At 52.6% G+C, this 17,213-nt stretch carries 20 protein-coding genes; 4 read left to right on the top strand and 16 right to left on the bottom strand.

The annotated features are described in order from the left end of the window. Positions 1-18: 18 nt before the first annotated feature. Genes ACFQ88_RS25380 through ACFQ88_RS25370 form a run of 3 tightly spaced genes read left to right on the top strand, consistent with a single transcriptional unit; the run spans position 19 to position 2,521 of the window. On the top strand, positions 19-1,191 hold the full coding sequence (locus tag ACFQ88_RS25380) for a Ger(x)C family spore germination protein (RefSeq protein ID WP_379458297.1): 1,173 nt from the start codon (positions 19-21) through the stop codon (positions 1,189-1,191). Continuing rightward, the gene (locus tag ACFQ88_RS25375; RefSeq protein ID WP_379458295.1) at positions 1,188-1,421 is read left to right on the top strand and encodes a hypothetical protein; all 234 of its coding nucleotides are present in this window, start codon (positions 1,188-1,190) and stop codon (positions 1,419-1,421) included. Before ACFQ88_RS25380 ends, ACFQ88_RS25375 begins: the two co-directional genes overlap by 4 nt. Continuing rightward, complete coding sequence (locus ACFQ88_RS25370; protein WP_379458293.1) at positions 1,418-2,521, top strand: GerAB/ArcD/ProY family transporter; 1,104 nt, start codon at positions 1,418-1,420, stop codon at positions 2,519-2,521. Before ACFQ88_RS25375 ends, ACFQ88_RS25370 begins: the two co-directional genes overlap by 4 nt. Before the next feature lie 578 nt (positions 2,522-3,099). On the opposite strand, the gene ACFQ88_RS25365 is transcribed toward ACFQ88_RS25370, so the two are convergent. The 3 genes from ACFQ88_RS25365 to ACFQ88_RS25355 all read right to left on the bottom strand — a co-directional run bounded on the left by ACFQ88_RS25365 (position 3,100) and on the right by ACFQ88_RS25355 (position 4,585). After that, positions 3,100-3,501 (bottom strand): ester cyclase, encoded by a 402-nt coding sequence (locus ACFQ88_RS25365; protein ID WP_379458291.1) that lies wholly within the window; start codon positions 3,499-3,501, stop codon positions 3,100-3,102. A 48-nt stretch (positions 3,502-3,549) separates the two neighbouring features. Beyond that, positions 3,550-3,897 carry an ester cyclase gene (locus ACFQ88_RS25360; protein ID WP_379458289.1) on the bottom strand — a complete coding sequence of 116 codons (348 nt, stop codon included), beginning with the start codon at positions 3,895-3,897 and terminating at the stop codon, positions 3,550-3,552. 118 nt (positions 3,898-4,015) lie between these two features. Further along, positions 4,016-4,585, bottom strand: a complete 570-nt coding sequence (locus ACFQ88_RS25355; RefSeq protein WP_379458287.1) for an NADPH-dependent FMN reductase — start codon at positions 4,583-4,585, stop codon at positions 4,016-4,018. Positions 4,586-4,750: 165 nt separating this feature from the next. On the opposite strand from ACFQ88_RS25355, the gene ACFQ88_RS25350 reads away from it, so the two are divergent. Further along, a complete protein-coding gene (locus tag ACFQ88_RS25350; protein ID WP_379458285.1) occupies positions 4,751-5,518 on the top strand; it encodes an ArsR/SmtB family transcription factor in 768 nt (255 codons plus the stop codon). 81 nt (positions 5,519-5,599) lie between these two features. Here ACFQ88_RS25350 and ACFQ88_RS25345 read toward each other — a convergent pair whose 3' ends face one another. From ACFQ88_RS25345 to ACFQ88_RS25285, 13 genes are all read right to left on the bottom strand, one after another. Continuing rightward, on the bottom strand, positions 5,600-6,622 hold the full coding sequence (locus ACFQ88_RS25345; RefSeq protein WP_379458283.1) for a CehA/McbA family metallohydrolase: 1,023 nt from the start codon (positions 6,620-6,622) through the stop codon (positions 5,600-5,602). Further along, positions 6,609-7,091 (bottom strand): hypothetical protein, encoded by a 483-nt coding sequence (locus ACFQ88_RS25340; RefSeq protein ID WP_379458281.1) that lies wholly within the window; start codon positions 7,089-7,091, stop codon positions 6,609-6,611. Before ACFQ88_RS25340 ends, ACFQ88_RS25345 begins: the two co-directional genes overlap by 14 nt. Then, a complete protein-coding gene (locus ACFQ88_RS25335; protein WP_379458279.1) occupies positions 7,088-8,416 on the bottom strand; it encodes a hypothetical protein in 1,329 nt (442 codons plus the stop codon). The genes ACFQ88_RS25340 and ACFQ88_RS25335 overlap by 4 nt, the downstream gene beginning before the upstream one ends. After that, the gene (locus tag ACFQ88_RS25330) at positions 8,417-9,253 is read right to left on the bottom strand and encodes an ABC transporter permease (RefSeq protein WP_379458277.1); all 837 of its coding nucleotides are present in this window, start codon (positions 9,251-9,253) and stop codon (positions 8,417-8,419) included. It abuts the gene before it with no gap. A gap of 7 nt (positions 9,254-9,260) precedes the next feature. Beyond that, positions 9,261-10,445 carry an extracellular solute-binding protein gene (locus ACFQ88_RS25325; RefSeq protein WP_379458275.1) on the bottom strand — a complete coding sequence of 395 codons (1,185 nt, stop codon included), beginning with the start codon at positions 10,443-10,445 and terminating at the stop codon, positions 9,261-9,263. A 34-nt stretch (positions 10,446-10,479) separates the two neighbouring features. Continuing rightward, positions 10,480-11,550, bottom strand: a complete 1,071-nt coding sequence (locus ACFQ88_RS25320; RefSeq protein WP_379458238.1) for an ABC transporter ATP-binding protein — start codon at positions 11,548-11,550, stop codon at positions 10,480-10,482. 15 nt (positions 11,551-11,565) lie between these two features. Beyond that, positions 11,566-12,390, bottom strand: a complete 825-nt coding sequence (locus tag ACFQ88_RS25315; RefSeq protein WP_379458236.1) for an ABC transporter permease — start codon at positions 12,388-12,390, stop codon at positions 11,566-11,568. A 167-nt stretch (positions 12,391-12,557) separates the two neighbouring features. Beyond that, on the bottom strand, positions 12,558-13,271 hold the full coding sequence (locus ACFQ88_RS25310) for a GntR family transcriptional regulator (RefSeq protein WP_379458234.1): 714 nt from the start codon (positions 13,269-13,271) through the stop codon (positions 12,558-12,560). Positions 13,272-13,813: 542 nt separating this feature from the next. Next, positions 13,814-14,161, bottom strand: coding sequence for a DUF1801 domain-containing protein (locus tag ACFQ88_RS25305; RefSeq protein WP_379458232.1), 348 nt, complete (start codon positions 14,159-14,161; stop codon positions 13,814-13,816). A gap of 69 nt (positions 14,162-14,230) precedes the next feature. Then, positions 14,231-14,629, bottom strand: a complete 399-nt coding sequence (locus tag ACFQ88_RS25300; protein ID WP_379458230.1) for a VOC family protein — start codon at positions 14,627-14,629, stop codon at positions 14,231-14,233. Between the two features lie 103 nt (positions 14,630-14,732). Then, positions 14,733-15,212 (bottom strand): YciI family protein, encoded by a 480-nt coding sequence (locus ACFQ88_RS25295; protein ID WP_379458228.1) that lies wholly within the window; start codon positions 15,210-15,212, stop codon positions 14,733-14,735. Between the two features lie 151 nt (positions 15,213-15,363). Next, positions 15,364-16,620 (bottom strand): RNA polymerase sigma factor, encoded by a 1,257-nt coding sequence (locus tag ACFQ88_RS25290; protein ID WP_379458226.1) that lies wholly within the window; start codon positions 16,618-16,620, stop codon positions 15,364-15,366. Then, positions 16,617-17,042, bottom strand: a complete 426-nt coding sequence (locus tag ACFQ88_RS25285) for a YciI family protein (RefSeq protein ID WP_239635552.1) — start codon at positions 17,040-17,042, stop codon at positions 16,617-16,619. The genes ACFQ88_RS25290 and ACFQ88_RS25285 overlap by 4 nt, the downstream gene beginning before the upstream one ends. Positions 17,043-17,213 lie beyond the last annotated feature (171 nt).

Raw genomic sequence — 17,213 nt, 5'->3', positions numbered from 1 at the left:
TCCATACATTTCCTTCGTTTGTCCATCGGTCTGCTCTTGTTATTAGTGCTTAGCGGCTGCTGGAATTCCATTGAGCTGAATGACCGTGCCTTTGTAAAAATGATCATGATCGACAAAGCCGAATCCGGAATGGAAGTAACGCTCGCGTTCCCCTTACCTAACCGTCTCATTCCCGGACAAGCCGGAGGCTCCGGCGGACAAGGACAAAACCCTTTTACTTACGTGTCCAAAAAGGGACGCGATATCGGTGAGGCTTATCGTTTTATTCAATCGGATTTGTCCCGCAAAATAACATTCGGCCAGACAACGGTCATCATCATCGGGAGCGCTCTGGCCAAGGAAGGAATCCAGCCTATTCTCGAATTTGTCGCGCGGGAACCGCGGTTTCACATTAATGCAGCCGTGTTCGTAGCGCCGGAAAAGGCTCAGGCGATAGCCGCGGTACCGATTGTTTTCGAGCGATTTCCCTTCGATATCCTGGTTGCTTACAGCAAGCAGCATCTCACCGTCCAGACGACGGTAAAGGATTCTCTTATGGCCAGCTTTGTAGGGGGAGATATGTTAATACCAATGCTTCATTTTGAAACGAAAACGATACCTACCGAAAAACAAAGCATTATGAAATGGATGGGCACTGATGGAGCAGCCATATTCAAACAAGGGAAAATGGTAGCCGAGCTGAATACGAACGAAATGCGCGGTGCTTTATGGATTCAGGAGACGATCAAGGATTCGGAGATCACCGTTCCGTCTACCAAAGACGGCAAGGAAGTAAGCTTTATCGTCAAAAATAACCACACTACGATCAAGCCGGTAGTTTCCGGCGATCAAATCACAATGAACATTTACACTAAGGCGGATGCCGATCTTATCTCCTCGGAGTCCGATATTAACTTCAAGGATGGGAAGCAGCGGGCTATTCTGGAGAACGACCTTGCTAGACTTGTCGAAGACCGCATGTCCAAAGCCATTACGAAGTCGCAAGGAGCAGGGGCGGATGTATTTCAGTTCGGCAATCATATCGACTGGAACTACCCGCACAAATGGTCCGAGATTGAATCGCAATGGCGTACTATCTATGCCAAGAGGGTCAAGTTTAACATTCAGTCCCGAATTGTTATTAAGCATTTAGGCACGGAGAAAAATCCTCTGCGGATACGGAACAACACGAGAACGGAGGTTGGAGCGTGATTCTGATCGGGGTCGTGTTTGTCTTCATTATCGGATTCGAGTGGTTTTATCTGAGAAGAAAGCAGCGAAAGCGCCGGACTTTTCTTTTGGCGTTAGGAACCGCGTTGATTCTCTTTCTCGGGGAGGAAGTATTGTATTTTTTCAAAGAAGATTTTGCGTTGGTGCGAGTTATTCAATATGTCTTTGGCCCCATTGAAACCCTAATCACGGGGGAAGGTGCGAATAAATGATTAACCAGTCGGGACGCGTAACCCAGCTGCAAATCTACATGCTGTTTACTCAATACCTGTTTACGACCATGATCGGATTTTTGATGGGTACGTTGATCGAGAAAGGGGGCTATGCGGCGTGGTTGTCTCTGATTGCAGGCGCTGCAGGAGGCGTTTTCCTTACCTATATTTCCTATAGACTGGCGATCAGGCGGCCCACTCGATTTTTCGGTCATTACGGCCATACCATTATCGGAAAATGGCTCCATTACCCGCTCGTGGCTCTGATGATTTTCTCTTTCTTGTTCTCGGCAGCGTTCGTAATGAGAGAGCTTCAGGATTTCATCAGCGACGTTTATTTATCCAACACGCCGGCTTGGGCCGTCGCCTCCGTCTTCGGCATCTGTGTGGCTTACGCCGTACGTTCCGGCATAACCACTATTTTCCGGGCAGCTCAAGGCATCTTTTTCTTAAGCATCTTCGGCGTGCTAATCGTCCCTCTGTTCGTCGGTGAAGGAATGAATCCGGATATGCTGATTGCGCTGACGAATCATTTTAAACTGAAAGGAATATGGAGCGGCACTTATCTCGTGACGGCCCTTTACGGACAGATGAATTTCATCTTGTTCCTGCTCCCTTACTTTGCCAAGCCCGGTAAAACGATGAGATCGATAGGATGGGCCGCAGCCACTTCGATATTCATTATTTTGACGCATATGATTCCAACGCTGTTAATATTCGGACCTCATTTGTCTGCGAATTTATTTTTTCCGGAGCTGGAGTTAATCAGCTATGTACGGATCGGGTCGTTTCTGGAAAATTTGGATCCCATCCTCATTTCCGTATGGTTGTCCAGCTTGTTCATCAAAATCAGCTTGTTCGTGTTCGTGTCCGTTATTGCGCTCACCCACTCCTTCGGACTGCAGGACCATAAACCATTCTCCTTCTCCATGACAGCCGCCATGATTACGTTATGCTTGCTCATGGCACGGACTGCTCCGGAGCTGTCCGAGGCGTTGAATCACGGCGAGATGACTTTTCTTATTGTCACTGAATGCATCCCTATCGTTTATTTGCTTGTGGATCGGATACGGTTCCGTAAGCTGACAGACTCGGCATGACGGCATAGAGCCGTACAGCTTGCTGCACAGCTCAGAGACAAGCACACGTGCAAAAAGGGCAATGCAAACAAGCTGCCGGTGTCCCGGCAGCGAGCATGTTGAGATTCCATTGGAATTGAAGCAGCAGCAGGGTGTCCTGAGGCATTCTTCAGGCTGCATAGATTGGCACCCATCGGACAGGAAATCCGTTATTTCCTGAAATGACGCTGTTTTGGGAGTGCGATCGGACAGAGGATCCGTTATTTGCCAATTTCACCAGGAAAAACTGCGGTTTTAGGCAAAATAAAGGATCTGTTGTCCGATCACTCAGCAAATAGAGCCATTTTGGGTGAAATAACGGATTCACGGTCCGCAGCAACTAGCAACAACTCCTAAACGCTACCAACGCTCACCAATACTGCTCTCGTATTGAAAATTTGATATCGCTCCGAAAAACAGCGTAAACTCAACGTTTTTGTCCATAAAAAAAGAGACCTCCCCCGCATAATAAGCATGCAAGGGAAGTCTCCGGCGGTCCGGTCAACTAAATAAATCATACTATTTAACTCGGATATAATCAATGGAAATATAGCTCTCTTTTACGTTCTCTCAATTTGGCTCCACATCGTCACCATATCGATCCAGCCGCGGTGCTCCGTAATCTTCCCGTCGACAACGCGGTACTGACGGTACAGCGTCACATCGATCGTATTCCCCGTTGGCGCTTTGCCAAAAAACATCCCTTGATGCGTGCCTTTGACGTTCATCTTTACAAGCACCTTGTCGCCTTGAGCTAGGACGTCTTCCAGCGTGTAGCGCTTATCCGGGAACGCCTCGCCTATTTTTGCCGCAAATTGCTTCAAGCCTTCCTTGGACTGGTAAGAACGCTCCTGATAATCCGCTGACAAGAAATGCTCGGTGCATTCCATCTCATGCCGGTTCCAAAATGCTTCTATAAACACCGTCACCGTCTCCATATTTGCCTGCTCCATTGTCTTCATCTCCGCACAGCTCCTTTGTTCGTTATCGGTATGGTAATGACTTGCACGTCATTTAGCTTGAAGCTGGGGCAGCAGCGTCCCCGTATCGAACCAGCCGCGATGCTCGACTATTTCGCCTTCGGCGAACCGGAATTCGCGGAACTGGGTGATGCTGACGGATTTGCCGGTCGGCGCCTGGCCTGCGAACATCCCCGTATGCGTGCCCGTAATAATTATTCTTGCCGTTGCTTTCTCGCCTTCGGCAAAAATCTCATCGATACCATATTGGCGGTCGGAAAAAGCTTCCATCATTTGTTGGGCAAAAAATTGATCCGTACGTTCCAGCTCGCTCCGATTCGAAGCATCTTCGATAAATGCGGTTACCGCTTCGGTATGGTTCTGTTCCCTTGTATTCATTGTCACAACATCTCCTTTGTGATTGATTATTAGCTTGGATTCCATGCGTTCCATGACGCTAGCTCGATGTCCCTAAATACGTTACTTAAAGGTCACATTTTGGAGAAAAAAAATAGTACTACGCATTCCGTCCATATGCTGCCGCCGCTGCTCCGGCTGTAAGCAATCGGGTTAGCTCCACAAATGCACCGACCGCTTGCTCGACCCTCTCCCTCACCCCACCGTCGGTTGGTTGACCATTGGAGTCAAAGCTATGCGATCCGTATCCGATGGATATCCATTCCGGACAATTTACACCGTGCAAATTGCGTACAATCGTTTGCAGATTCGATAGCGAGCTTACCCCTACCGGACCGCCTGCAGAGCTGACGGATAGCACCGGCTTGCCGGATACGTGGCTTCCATTCATGTAGTCCAAAGCGTTTTTCAACATTCCTGATACGGAGCCATGGTATTCCGGACTAGCCAGAATCAAGCCGTCGGCTTCTGCAACCTGCTGCACTAAGTATCGGGCATTAGCATCAGACTCATAGACATTCGGAGAAAAAAACGGCAGCGGCAGCTCCCGCAGCTGAATCAATGTAACGGAGCATTGGTGGCGGGCTTCCAACTGACGTCCAATGTATTGCAAGAGATAAGTACTTGTAGCTTCTTCACGGTTACTTCCCGCTATCATCGTGATTTTCATAGTAAATCCTCACCCTTCATTATGGATTAACGGGTCTGCGTGCCGCCGGCTGACAAACAAACCTGTTTGTGATAATAAGTGACTATATCGTCACACTTATAATACGTTACCATTAAGTAACATGTCAAGCGCCAGCAAAATATTTTGTGGCAAGGAGGTGTTCAAGTGGAAAATGAAATATTTAAAGCTCTCGCCGATCCGAGCCGCCGCACCTTGCTCGATTTGCTACACGCATCGGACGGACGAACGCTGAACGAGCTGTGCGCCCCTTTGGAGATGTCAAGATTCGGCGTTATGAAGCATCTCAACCAGCTAGAGGATGCCGGACTTATAACGACCCGGAAGGTCGGCCGGGAAAAGCTGCATTATTTGAATGCGGTGCCCATTCGTCAAATCTATGACCGATGGGTAAGCAAGTACGCCGAACCGTGGGCTATCGGATTAACCTCACTCAAAAACGAATTGGAGCGTGAAACGCATATGGAAATAAAACCGCGTCATGTCAACCGTATCGCCATTAAAGCGACACCCGAGCAAGTGTGGCAAGCATTAACCGATCCGGCCAAAACCTCCAAGTTTTGGTTCAACTGCTCGATCCGCTCGACTTGGGAAATCGGCTCTCCTTTTGAGCTGTGGGACAATGAAGGTGTAAAAAAAGCGGAAGGCATCCTCCTCGAGCTCGATTCGCCTTGGAAGCTGGCCATGAGCTGGAGGTTCGTCTCCTTTCCCAACACGGAGAGCGATTCTCCGTCCCGTCTAACGTGGGAGATTGAGCCGCATGCCGAGTTCCCGAGCGTCTCTCTGGTTACCGTCGTGCATGACGAAATCGAACAGGCGGAACAAACCGCCAAAATTCTCGAAAACGGTGTGCCGATCGTCCTTTCCGGCATGAAGACCTTCCTGGAGACGGGCTCGACGCTCGTCGGCGGGTAAGGGAAAAAGAGCAGTTGCCGCAGAGAATCTGCGGTGGCTGCTCTTTTGGTATTATGGTGCTATCCCGCTCTCCGCCGGAAATCATCCCAGTTCACAGTAGATCGCGTTAGTAAAAGCTATCATCGTATAGCACTCGTTCATGACGCCGTGCAGCTCGGCACGCATCCATGTTAAACCATCCGTATCGATGGAGACCATGGCATGACTCGCTCCAAAAGGCATCGCAACCGTTCGGAAGACTCCCGTGTTGCCGACCAGCCGAACCTCCAGCGTCTGCTCCGGCAGCGTCCACTTGGACGCGCGGCACTCGTAATCCAATCGAATGGATACCTCGATCGATCGGCTTTGTTCCGTCAGCGGCAGCACGCCGCCAATACCTGCAACGGTGCCTTCCGCAGCGGCTGCCGTCATGGTGAGCAGCGGTCCCATCGTTACGGCGACCGCGCCTTGCGCGATGGCATTAGCCGGGTTGTCGTTCCCGGCATAAGTGACCGCCACCGGCTCCGGCTCCACAGCGCCGGGATCCGAGTCGTGCCAATCGCGTCCGCAGGTCGCCGCAACGCGATAGCCCCGGTTCAGCACGTCCGTCCACAGCGCGAACGCCCGCTGATTGCTCGTTCGCACGGCCGGAAACGTCCCGGACCAAACCTCGATAAAATCGATTTCGCTCCAATCGGAAATTTCGTACTCCCAATAACAGCCCGTGCACATCGGACTTCCTACTCTGTAGGGATGGGCAAGACCCGCCAAGGCTCCGAGTGATTTTACCTCGCGTAATCCCAGAGCCAAATCCCCAGGTCCCAGCATCCGCCAATCTGCATAGCCTTGCTCCTCAAAGCCGAGCACAAGCATATGACCGTAAAAAGTCGTCCACTCCAGCCCGTTCAGGATGGAGATCCCTGTCGCCTGCTCGATCTCTTCCTTGCCCGGCAGGCCGGACGTCGTGTTATGGTCGGTCAGCGCGATCCAGTCCAGCTCCAGCGCGGCTGCGCTCATAGCGAGCTTGTGCAGTGTCTGGCGGCCGTCGCTGTGGAGCGTATGCGTATGGAGCTCGCAAGCAAGCCAACGCTCGGACGTGACAGCTCCTGATCTACGAATGTCCATGTCCATCCTCCCTCGTCCACCCCGACACTTGAAGCTCGTACTCGCACACATCGGTGACAACCGCATGCACGCTTATCGTAATCCGCCATAAGCCTGCGGATACCGGCCCCGGCAAAAATCCGGGCGTTGACTCCGCCACGCCGATGCGGTGCTCCTGTTCCGGCGAGTGCCGGTGCGCCGCGCCGCGAAAGCCGCTGGGATCGTCCAGCGACAGCGTAAGCAAATTTTGCAGCGGAAGCGCCTGCTCCCAGCGCTGCAAATAGTGGCCGAGCTGCGGATCTTCCATATACCGAGGCGCCGCCTGTTGAATGAGCTCCAGCGCGCGGCTTCGGTCTTCCAGCAGCTTCGGTGAATAGCTGAATCGGATCGATAATCCGTCAAATCCAGGCTCCGCCACAAAGGTATAAACGATTTGGCTTTTAGAAGCAACGGGTGTCAGACGTCCTTGAACTTCCACCAAGGCTCTCATGCTTCGCTCCACAGCCGTCCGATCGGCTCATCCGCCGACATAGTAAGCTCTTTTGACGTCTCTATCGCCACGCCCGGCAAATAATCGTCATTCAGCATAAAAGCCTTCAGCCCGCGAACCGTAACGATCCGGTCGCCGCCCTCCAGCCACACCGCCGCAATCTCTTCTATATCGCTAATGACCGTGCCCGAAGGCAGCTTCACCGTTGTCGAGAACCATTCGTAAGGCCCATTATATACAGCCCGGAACCCTGCTAGCTGCCAGTCTCCGAACGAGCTTGAATAGATTGCGTCGCTTCCTTTGAGCTTCACGCGCACATCTATGCTTGTAGCCTTCTGCAGCGCCGGCTCATGAGCCCACTTGGACGTCTGAACGTACAAGTAATCCCGCACATCCATAACCTGCCACGGCTCCGCGCCCGTTCCGACGGCAGGCAGCTGCGACAAGTACCGGTGCCGCTGATACTCCCAGGCCATCATCCGGTACGTAAACGGGAACGCGTCCATCGCGCGCTCGCGCGGCTCGGCAGCCGGATTCCAACGGTATACCGGTGTCAATAGCAGTCTATAGCCCGAAGTCGGAACATCCGTTACCATGCCGTGCGCACTGGCCGATTGCAGCACAGGGTGGCCTCCCAGCATAGTTAGCCCCTTGAACTCGGTCGTCACATGATGCAGACCCTGATACGTCGCTCCGATCCATTCGCCGTCCCGTCCAAGTACAACCCGCAGCGTCCACTCGATGTCGGTGAGCCTCCCCCACTTGGCCATCAGCATAGGAGCCGGCGTTCCTTCATCTTCATGGCTGTAAAGCACCTGATATTCCAGAACCGTCCCGGCCTCGTTCCGCTCCAACGTGTAAAACACAAGCAGCGGCGTATCCGTATAACGGCTTTCCACCGGATGTCCCAACTCTCTGCCGTACAGCAGCGGAGCATACCGGTAAACCAGCCCGAGCTCGGAGTCCCGTTCCACCCAATGGACAGCTGCCTCCTTCACTTTGGCTTGCCGAGTTCCGGGCGACGACAGCCCGTGAAACCGCAGCTCCACCTCGTAAGAGCCTGCCTCCAAATAACCGAGCAGCCGCGGATATTCGAGCCACCGGTCGCCATAGAACAAAATCATATCCTGATTGTATTCGCCGTTCAGCAGCACTTGCAGCATCACGGATTCCCGGCCTTCGACCAGCCAGTCTCCATCGCAAGCCGCCGTCAGCATAAACTCTGCGATCCCCGCTTCATCCATATCGAAATGAAGCTTTACCTCCTGCCCGGCATCGATAATCGCTGGAGCCCCGGGCTCAAAGCGCATAACCTGTCGTTTCATCTATTGTCGCTCCTCTTGAATCATACTGCGAATATAAAAGTACCCCATAAACGAGCAGAGCAGGAACATAAACACCGCCGTAGCGCTGGTCCGGCCGATTTCCTTGTAGACGCCGAACATCTGCTCCATCGCAACGCCGAGCACCTGCGGCGCATTCGGGCCGATAAGGAACGGCGCCGTGAAGCTGCCGATGATACCCATAAAGACGAAGGTCATCGCAACCAGCATCGTTTTGTACGACAGCGGGACAATAAACCGGACAAGAATTTGCAGCCGTCCGGCGCCTGCATCCTTGGCGCTCTCCACGACCGAATTTGGTATACAGGCCAGCGCAGAGCTGAGCATCATCGTCGTGAACGGGATATTAAACCATAAGTTGGCCAGAAAAATGCCGCTGTAGCTGTATATAATTTGGGGGAAATAGTCCCCGCCCGCCAGCATGACAAACCTCGCCAGCCACCCGTGGTTGCTGTACATGGAGATGATGCCGTAAGTACCGATGACAGACGGAATGAACATAGGGATAAAATAAAGCCGCCGAATCCAATCGGCTACTTTGCCTTGATTGAATCTCAAATACATCGCAAGCATATAGCTGACAAAAATAACGACGAGCATGGAGACCACCGTCAAATTAAGCGTAAAGCCGATGTTGCGCAGCATGAATTTGTCGGTAAACAAAAATGTATAGTGGCTTAACGTGAACGCTCCGGTATGATCGTCCCGGAAGCTCTCCAGCACCGCCAGCACGATCGGGATGACGACTACGAGCAGCAAAATGAGAAAAGAGGGAATAACCATCGCTATTCCCAGAATATTTTGCGGTTTATTTTTCATATCCGTATTAGTTGCCTCCGGCTACTTCCCGCTGCCAGCGCTTGTTGATCTCGTCACCCAACGAACCGATCGTAAACGTACGGTAGCCCTTCGCTACGCTTTCGAATTTCTTCTGCAGATCCTCCGGCATCTCGGACCATTTGATACCAGGATAACCATACATTTTATTCACGACAACCGTTTGAGCTTCAGGAGTCAGAGCGTAGTTGATGAACTTTTGCGCCGCTTCCTTTTTCTCGGACATCGCAGGAATCGCAATGTAGGAAGGACCGCCCGTGAAAGCAGGCTGAATCTGAGTCAGCTTGATAGTATCAGGCAGCATTTTTTTGCTGAGCTGCTCAAGCCCCATGTCCGACCATGCAGGAATGATATCGACTTCGCCGCTGGCGAGGATGTCGAGAGTGCCTTGGTTTTTCTTAGGATATACCCCTTTTTGGTACATGTAAGGTCCGAGCTCCTTGAGCAGGGCAAAGCCTTTATCCCACTGCTTCATGATGGCAGGGTCTTCGTTATGAATCGCCTCGGGGGGCAGGAAGTTATAAATAGCTGTCTGCACGAACGAGGAGCCGGAGCCGCCTGTAGCCGGATCGTTGTAAGCGAATTTGCCCGGATGCTTGCGGATCCAATCATACAGCTCGTCCGCCGTCTTCGGAGGCGTCGGCACGTTCTTGCTGTTGTACGCCAGTACGACGGAGGAAGCGCGATACGGTACGGCAAGCTGATGCACGTCGTTCATGTAGGCGGCATCCACCTTGCTCACGTTAGGGATAAGAGTTTGGTCCAGCTTCTGCCATACGCCGTCCTTTTCCCCTTTGGTCAAGTTGCTGAGGCCCGTCTCGAACACGTCGATGTCGATGCTCTTCTGCCCGGCTTTCTTCGCGCCCAGCACCTTATCGATCGCTGCGCCTTCCGCTTGGCCGTCCGGCAAATGAACAAGCTTCACCTTAATGCCCGGATTCGCCTTCTCGAATTGCGGCGCGAGCGTCTCCCACATTTCCTTCACGTTCGCCGAGCCGGAGAAATAAAAGTTCAGCTCGACCGGCTTGGCATTGTTCGCCGGCGTGGAGCCCGAAGCGCTAGCGCCCGATGCCGGTTGATCCACTTTGCCGCAGCCGCTCAGGGCGACAGCCATTGCCGTAGTGGCGAGTACCAGAGACTTGCCTTTCAGCCATCTTTTCATCCATCGTTTCATGTTTTTGTGCCTCCTTAGGTAATGGTTGATTTTTTTATCCTGCATAAGCGGTTACCCGCGTAAAACCTATAGGAATCAATTGCCCGTGATACAGCGATGCCGCCCGCTCGCGAGGCACGAACAGCTTGATCGGCCCGGCTGCGGTATCCGCCGTCACTTCGGCATAATGGCCGAGGATCATTACTTGGCGGACGGTTGCAGGGAACACATCCGAACCGCCTTGACCGGCAGCTTCTGCAGATCCGGTATTCTCGACAATGAACACATCCTCCGGACGAACCGCTGCAGTGACGTCCCCGTTCAACGCACGTGCTATCGGGAAGCGTCTGCCTTGGATATCCACAGAGGCGCCGGTCCCCTGACCCTTCAGGAAATTCATCCTGCCGATGAACTGGGCAACGAACAGCGTCTCGGGATGGTCGTAAATCCGCTGCGGCGTGTCAATTTGCTCGATGCGACCGGCATTCATGACGACGATGCGGTCAGAGATGGACAGTGCCTCCTCCTGATCGTGCGTTACGAATACCATCGTGAGCCCCGTGCTCGCCTGGATTTCCCGCAGCTCCTCGCGCATCTCCAGCCGCAGCTTCGCGTCAAGCGCCGAGAACGGCTCGTCAAGCAGCAGCACGGCCGGCTCAAGAAGGAGCGCGCGGGCAACGGCGACCCGCTGCTGCTGTCCGCCGGACAGCTGTCCCGGCATCTTGTTCTCCGTACCGGGAAGGCGGACGAGCTGCAGAGCCTTTTCGACCGCGGCACGGATTTCCTCTTTCTTGCGTTTTCGAATTTTCAGGCCGAAAGCAAGGTTATCGAACACAGTCATGTGCGGCCAGAGGTTGTAGCTTTGGAAGACCATCGCCGTCGGTCTTTTTTCCGGAGGCACGTTGAGCACGCTTCGGCCTTCGATGAGAATATCGCCGCTGTCGGGCTCAAGGAAGCCGCCTATCGAGCGGAGCACCGTGGTCTTGCCGCAGCCGGAGGGACCCAACAGCGTAACTAGCTCCCCCTTTTTGACCTCCAGATTTACGCCTTTTACACCGTCTCCGGTTTTGAACACCTTCTGAACATTTTGGATCGACAATTGAGGTTGAGGTTGTTGGTTCGTCATGGCTTAGGAAGCCCCCTATTTGATGGTAAAACCGCTCGACAGCACATCTGCATTGATGAAGCGGCGGGCGGCCAGCAGCAGCAGGATCGTCGGCAGGGTCAAAATAATCGAGAAGACGCCGCCAGCCGTCGTCGGGTAGTTTTGTACGATGGTATACATGATGAGAGGCATCGTACGGAAATCCGGAATGCCTACCATAAAGGTCCCTTGCGCCTCGTCCAGGGAGGACAGGAACGTGAAGATTGAGGCTACGACAATGCCGGGAAGCGCCATCGGCAGCGTGATGTACCAGAACACCCGGAACGGCCCGGCACCCGCATCCCTTGCCGATTCCTCCTGGGAATGGTGGACGCTCTTGAAGGCGGCCGCCGGCACCCACGTCATGTACATCAGCGTGTTCACCATATGAATGAGCACGACGCCGAGGAACGTATTCATCAGGTTCAGCTTGAAAAAGAGCACCGCGATGGATACATACAAACCCATTTTCGGAAAAGCATGCGTTAATAAAAATGAGAACAAAAACAGCTTGCTCAGACGAAACTGGATTCGGGCAAACGCATAAGCTGCCGGCAGGCAGACTATGACGGATAGAAGAGTCACAACGGCGGCAATGCCGAACGAGAGCGAGATCGATTCGATGACCTCATTTTGCGACAGCACGTAATCCCACCAGGATAGCGACCATTCCTGCGGCAGCACGGCGGGAAATTGCCATTTGCCGGAGAAAGCGAGGATGAGCAGGTTGACTAGCGGACCCATGAAGAAAAAGGCGAAGACCAGCAGGATCAGCCATTCTATCCATGCCTTGTACGAAAAGAGTCTAAGATTCCAACTCATATAATACTCCTTTCAATATGCTAAGAGGTATAGACCTCTTGTTCATTATATTAACCGACGATTATTAGAGGATCATCAAATAGAGTTAAAGTTATTGTAAATGGAGCAACCCCGATCTGCTCGGCAGACCGGGGTTGTCAGGAACGGTACTATAGGATGATATAAGGCTACATACTGCGCCGTATGCGGAAGGTGAACACATCGTTGCGCAAATAATCAAGCGAATACAGCACGGGTTTGTTGGCATTATCATAATGCGCCTGCTTCAGCAGCAGCACCGTGGTTTGAGGGTGAAGCAGCAGGCGCTGGCAGTTCCGATCGATATGAAGCGGCACGCAAATTTCCGAATCCGCCGTGACGATTTTGCGGTCCAGGCGCCTCTCGAAAAAGTCGAGCAGCGAGCCCTGAAACTCGCCCTTATCAAACGCATCACCCGCTATGCTGCGCGGAATTACATTGATCGAGAAGGCCACCGGCTCGCCGGACGCCGTGCGCACGCGCTCCAATATTACAACAGGCTCGCCCGGCCGGATGCCCAGTGCCTGGGCGGCCTCCGGAGAGCAGCCCTCCGTCATGAGCGATACGCGGCTCTCTCCCTCGTCCAATTGGGCTGTTCGGATGATGGTGCCAATACTCGCCAGCTTCTCAAGCGAGCTTGGAATTTGCGGAAGCGGCTGAATGACGAAGGTCCCTACGCCGTGCTTGACCAGCAATTTCCCCTCTTTCTCCAGCATGCGGACGGCCGAACGAAACGTTTCGCGGCTGACGCCGAACTCCTTCGCCATCTGCAATTCTGACGGCAATCGCTCGCCTATGCGCAGCTGTCCGTTCTCCATCATAGACTCTAATGTCTGCTTGATCATTTGCTGCTTAGCTAACATCGGAACATCTACTCCTCTAGACATCATCACTTTCTTCCATTGTGACTTACAGGTTGAATTTTTGTCAAGACGTTCTGTGGGAGCATCTTGAGTTGAAATATCAAGAGGAGTCATCAAAAAAAACCACTCTACGTCGGTCCTTCACCGTACTTGCTCAACTAACTGGCAGGATTACATAATGTAATGATAGAAAGACTAAGCTATCGAGGATGCGATTGAAAATACGATTAATGGCAGAGGAGAAGTTACAGGTGGGGGTTCAGGAGTTGGCGGTTCCAACATAGACATTGAGATTTATGATGACAATAATAAAGAAGTCATTCAAACTATCAGAGAAGTAATAGGTACATTCTACTTATACAATAACATTAACATTGTTGTGAGTGAAATTGGCAAGTGAGCACCATGTCGTAAATGTCGGTGTACTTTGCAGGCATTTTGGTCTAATTTCTCCTCTTTCTCACACCCATCTGAGCAATTAATATGCTTACAAACACAAATAACCCTCTGCACTAAAATGCAGAGGGTTATAAAACGTCGCCCTAAAGAGCCGCAGCTGCCTGACTTACCAAAGAAGACAGTAAACCCGCATCGACCGCCTGTCCTTGGCGCAGCTTGATCGTCTTTCGTTCCGGGGGACCGTCGAACATCCCTTCCGGAAGCTCAAGCTCGGCGGCATTAAATATTGTAAAGCTGACAGCATCTTTCGACGTTGAAATGACGGCGGCGTATTTGCCGTTTCTCAAAAAGTGCGGCTTCTTATACTGAAGGCGCTCCTGTACTTCCGGTATCGACTGATGTACGATTTCGCGAAGCTGAACGCACTGCTCCGCCTGCCAAGGCTCTTTTACCGCTGCTATAAAATCCATAACATCCTGATTCTGATTCATGTTTCATGCTCCTCTTCGTTTTTTAGTTGAATAGTATCGGATAATCATCGTCTCTGTTGTTGCTAGACTCTAGACTCTTGTAACGACTTGCCAAGTAACGCCGAATTGGTCTACGACTTCGCCGTAATAAGCTCCCCATGGCTGGAGATCGAACGGGTACTTGAAGGCTCCGCCCTCTCCGAGATTCGTATAGGCTGTCCTTGCTTCCGACTCGTTATCGTAAGTAAGTGCAAGCGCAATGCTTCTGCTGCCGGATACCGGCTCGGAAGAATCGCTCAGAAACAGGGTGTTTGCACCGGCTACAACCAGCATCATGTGCATCACTTTATCTTTGATCGCCTCAGGCGTGCCAGGCAGTTGACCGAATGTCATCACAGAGACGACTTCTCCTCCCAGTGCCTTTATGTAAAAATCCGCCTGCGTTCTTGCATCCTCCGACATTAGATAAGGGTTCAGCTGTGCTCCCATGTTCAACATCCTCTCAAAATTTGTTTTTTTGCCTGGAACATCGAGCGGTTACTTGATTCGTAATATCCTCTCATTCCGGCCTCTTATTAACACAACGAATGGGCTATGACAAAATAGACAAGTCTCCAAAAATATTTTTAAAATTATTTAGCCTCGCGGTCTGATCTTGGTTTTCGGTTTCCATCAAACGTGTAATCGGTTCGGCTGCAACCTCTCCATCCCTAGCCTCAACAAGCGGGCGAAGCTCAATTTCGCCTTCCCCGTAGCCGTGCGGATCCGGCATCCGCATCGCCCACTCCATCGCTTCCTCCATCGTCTTCACTTCTATCAAAGTGAAGGCTGTCACAAGTCCTTGCTCCACCTCAAAAGGTCCGATCGTCACCTTCAACTTGCCTCCGCCGCCAGGCTTCGGATACGAAATTCGTACCCCGCTTGAGCTCGGCAGCAGCGTGTCGGCGGCAAGCAGCACCCCGGCTCGCGACATCGACTCTAGGTAAACCTCCATCGCATCGATCAGCTCCCGTCCGGGCTTCACTCCCGCTTCGGAGTGCTTGCTGGCTTTCACAAGCAGCATAAAACGCATCGTTGCTCCCTCCCTTGTTTTTTATAAGAGCAGGCACGCGCTCCACTGCCTCTCTCTACTTAAACGACGAATGGGATGCGGAACAATCGACAGGCCGATCATCTAAAAACAAAAAAACGCCAACGAACCGAAGTTCATTGACGTTTTCAATCTATTCCCTTAGCCTGCATTCCTCAGCGCGCTTCAGCAAAAGCTCCCTTTCCCGCTCGTTTCGCGTCAGAGACGCTGCGCGTTCAAACTCCTCGCGAGCTTCGTCGAGTCGATTCAATTTGAGCAGCAGATCGCCGCGCACACTTGGCAACAGGTGGTAATCCTTAAGCGTTGGCTCGGCTGTCAGCTGGTCTACGAGCTGAAGTCCGAACGCAGGGCCGAACGCCATCGAGATAGCTACTGCGCGATTTAACTCAACGATAGGCGACGGCATCACTCGCGATAAGGCCTCATATAAAGCGGCGATTCGCGCCCAATCGGTCTCCGAAGCGCTGCGGGCTTGAGCATGGCAGGCGGTAATTGCCGCCTGAAGAGCATAGGGGCCGAGCGGACGTCCGAGACTCTTCGCACGCTCCAGTGCAGCCAGTCCCCGGCGTATCAGGAGCTGATCCCATAGCGCGCGATTTTGATCCATCAAAAGAATCGGTTCGCCTGTAGCGTTAACCCTTGTCCTGAAACGTGACGATTGAATCTCCATCAGCGCAACCAAGCCGTGAATTTCCGGCTCGTCCGGCGCTGTTTCCGCCAGGATGCGTCCAAGCCGGAGCGCTTCCTGGCATAGCAAAGGTCGTATCCAGTTAGCGCCGGAAGTCGCCGCATATCCCTCATTGAACATAAGATAAATGACCTCGAGCACTTCTGACAGCCGCTCCCTGAACTGTTCGCCTTCCGGAGCCTCAAAAGCAATCTGCGCTGAGCTAAGCGTCCGCTTCGCCCGGACGATCCGCTGGGCGACGGTTGCTTCAGATACCAGAAAAGCATGCGCGATTTCATCGGTCGTAAGCCCTCCGAGCAGACGCAATGTCAGCGCCACTCGCGCCTCCCGGGAAAGAATGGGATGGCAGGTCGTGAAGATGAGCCGAAGCAGATCGTCTTGAATCGTTCCGTCCATCGCCGATTCCAGATCATCCTCGGTGTACAGTGCGCTGCCGCGGCCAAACTCCTCATACTTCTTGTCGCGCAGCTTGTTCCTGCGAAGCAGATCGATGGCGCGGCGTTTCGCCGTCGTCATCAGCCACGCTCCGGGATTGTCCGGGATGCCCGATTCCGGCCACTTCTCCAATGCGATAACGAGCGCATCCTGGGCCAGGTCCTCCGCCAGACCGACGTCACGGACCATCCGCGCCAGACCGGCGATCAGCTTGGCCGATTCGATACGCCAGATGGCATCGATACGCTGGGCTACGGAAGGGATCACGACTGTTTAAGCCTCTCCTGCTGATTCAGAAGAACGGTCAATGTCTCCGGATTTTGGGTCAACTCATGGGCGTCGATCACTTGCCGAAGCTCGATTTGTCCCTGACCGTTGCCGTGAGGATCCGGCATCCGCATCGCCCATTCGATCGCTTCTTCACGGGATTTGACCTCGATGAGCGTATACCCTGCAATAATCTCTTTCGCCTCTGTGAATGGGCCGTCGGTAATTTTCGGTTTGCCGCCAGGCTCCGGATACGATATCCGAATGGCGTTCGAGCTTGCATGCAGCCCGTCGGCAGCGAGCAGAACGCCTGCTTTTGCCAGCTCCTCGTTATATCGCATCATTGCTTCTAGCAGCTCTTGGCTGGGCATAACGCCCGCCTCGGAATCTGTCGTAGCTTTGACTATCATCATGAATCGCATCATGATCCCTCCTGAAAATGGATTGTGAGACTCGTTCGTCTGATTGGGCCTCTGTATAGACAACGAACAGCTATTGATGAAATCGACATGATCTAAAATAAAAATAGTTAATTTTTCCCGATCATAATGATCGGCAGGATCCTATTATTTTCGTCAACATGCAGCAAAATC

Origin of the sequence: Paenibacillus sp. NPDC056579, assembly GCF_042793215.1 — a bacterium.
Taxonomy (GTDB): domain Bacteria; phylum Bacillota; class Bacilli; order Paenibacillales; family NBRC-103111; genus Paenibacillus_S.
The sequence above is the reverse complement of the archived record's forward strand: the minus strand, read 5'-3'. Positions and strand labels throughout refer to the sequence as shown.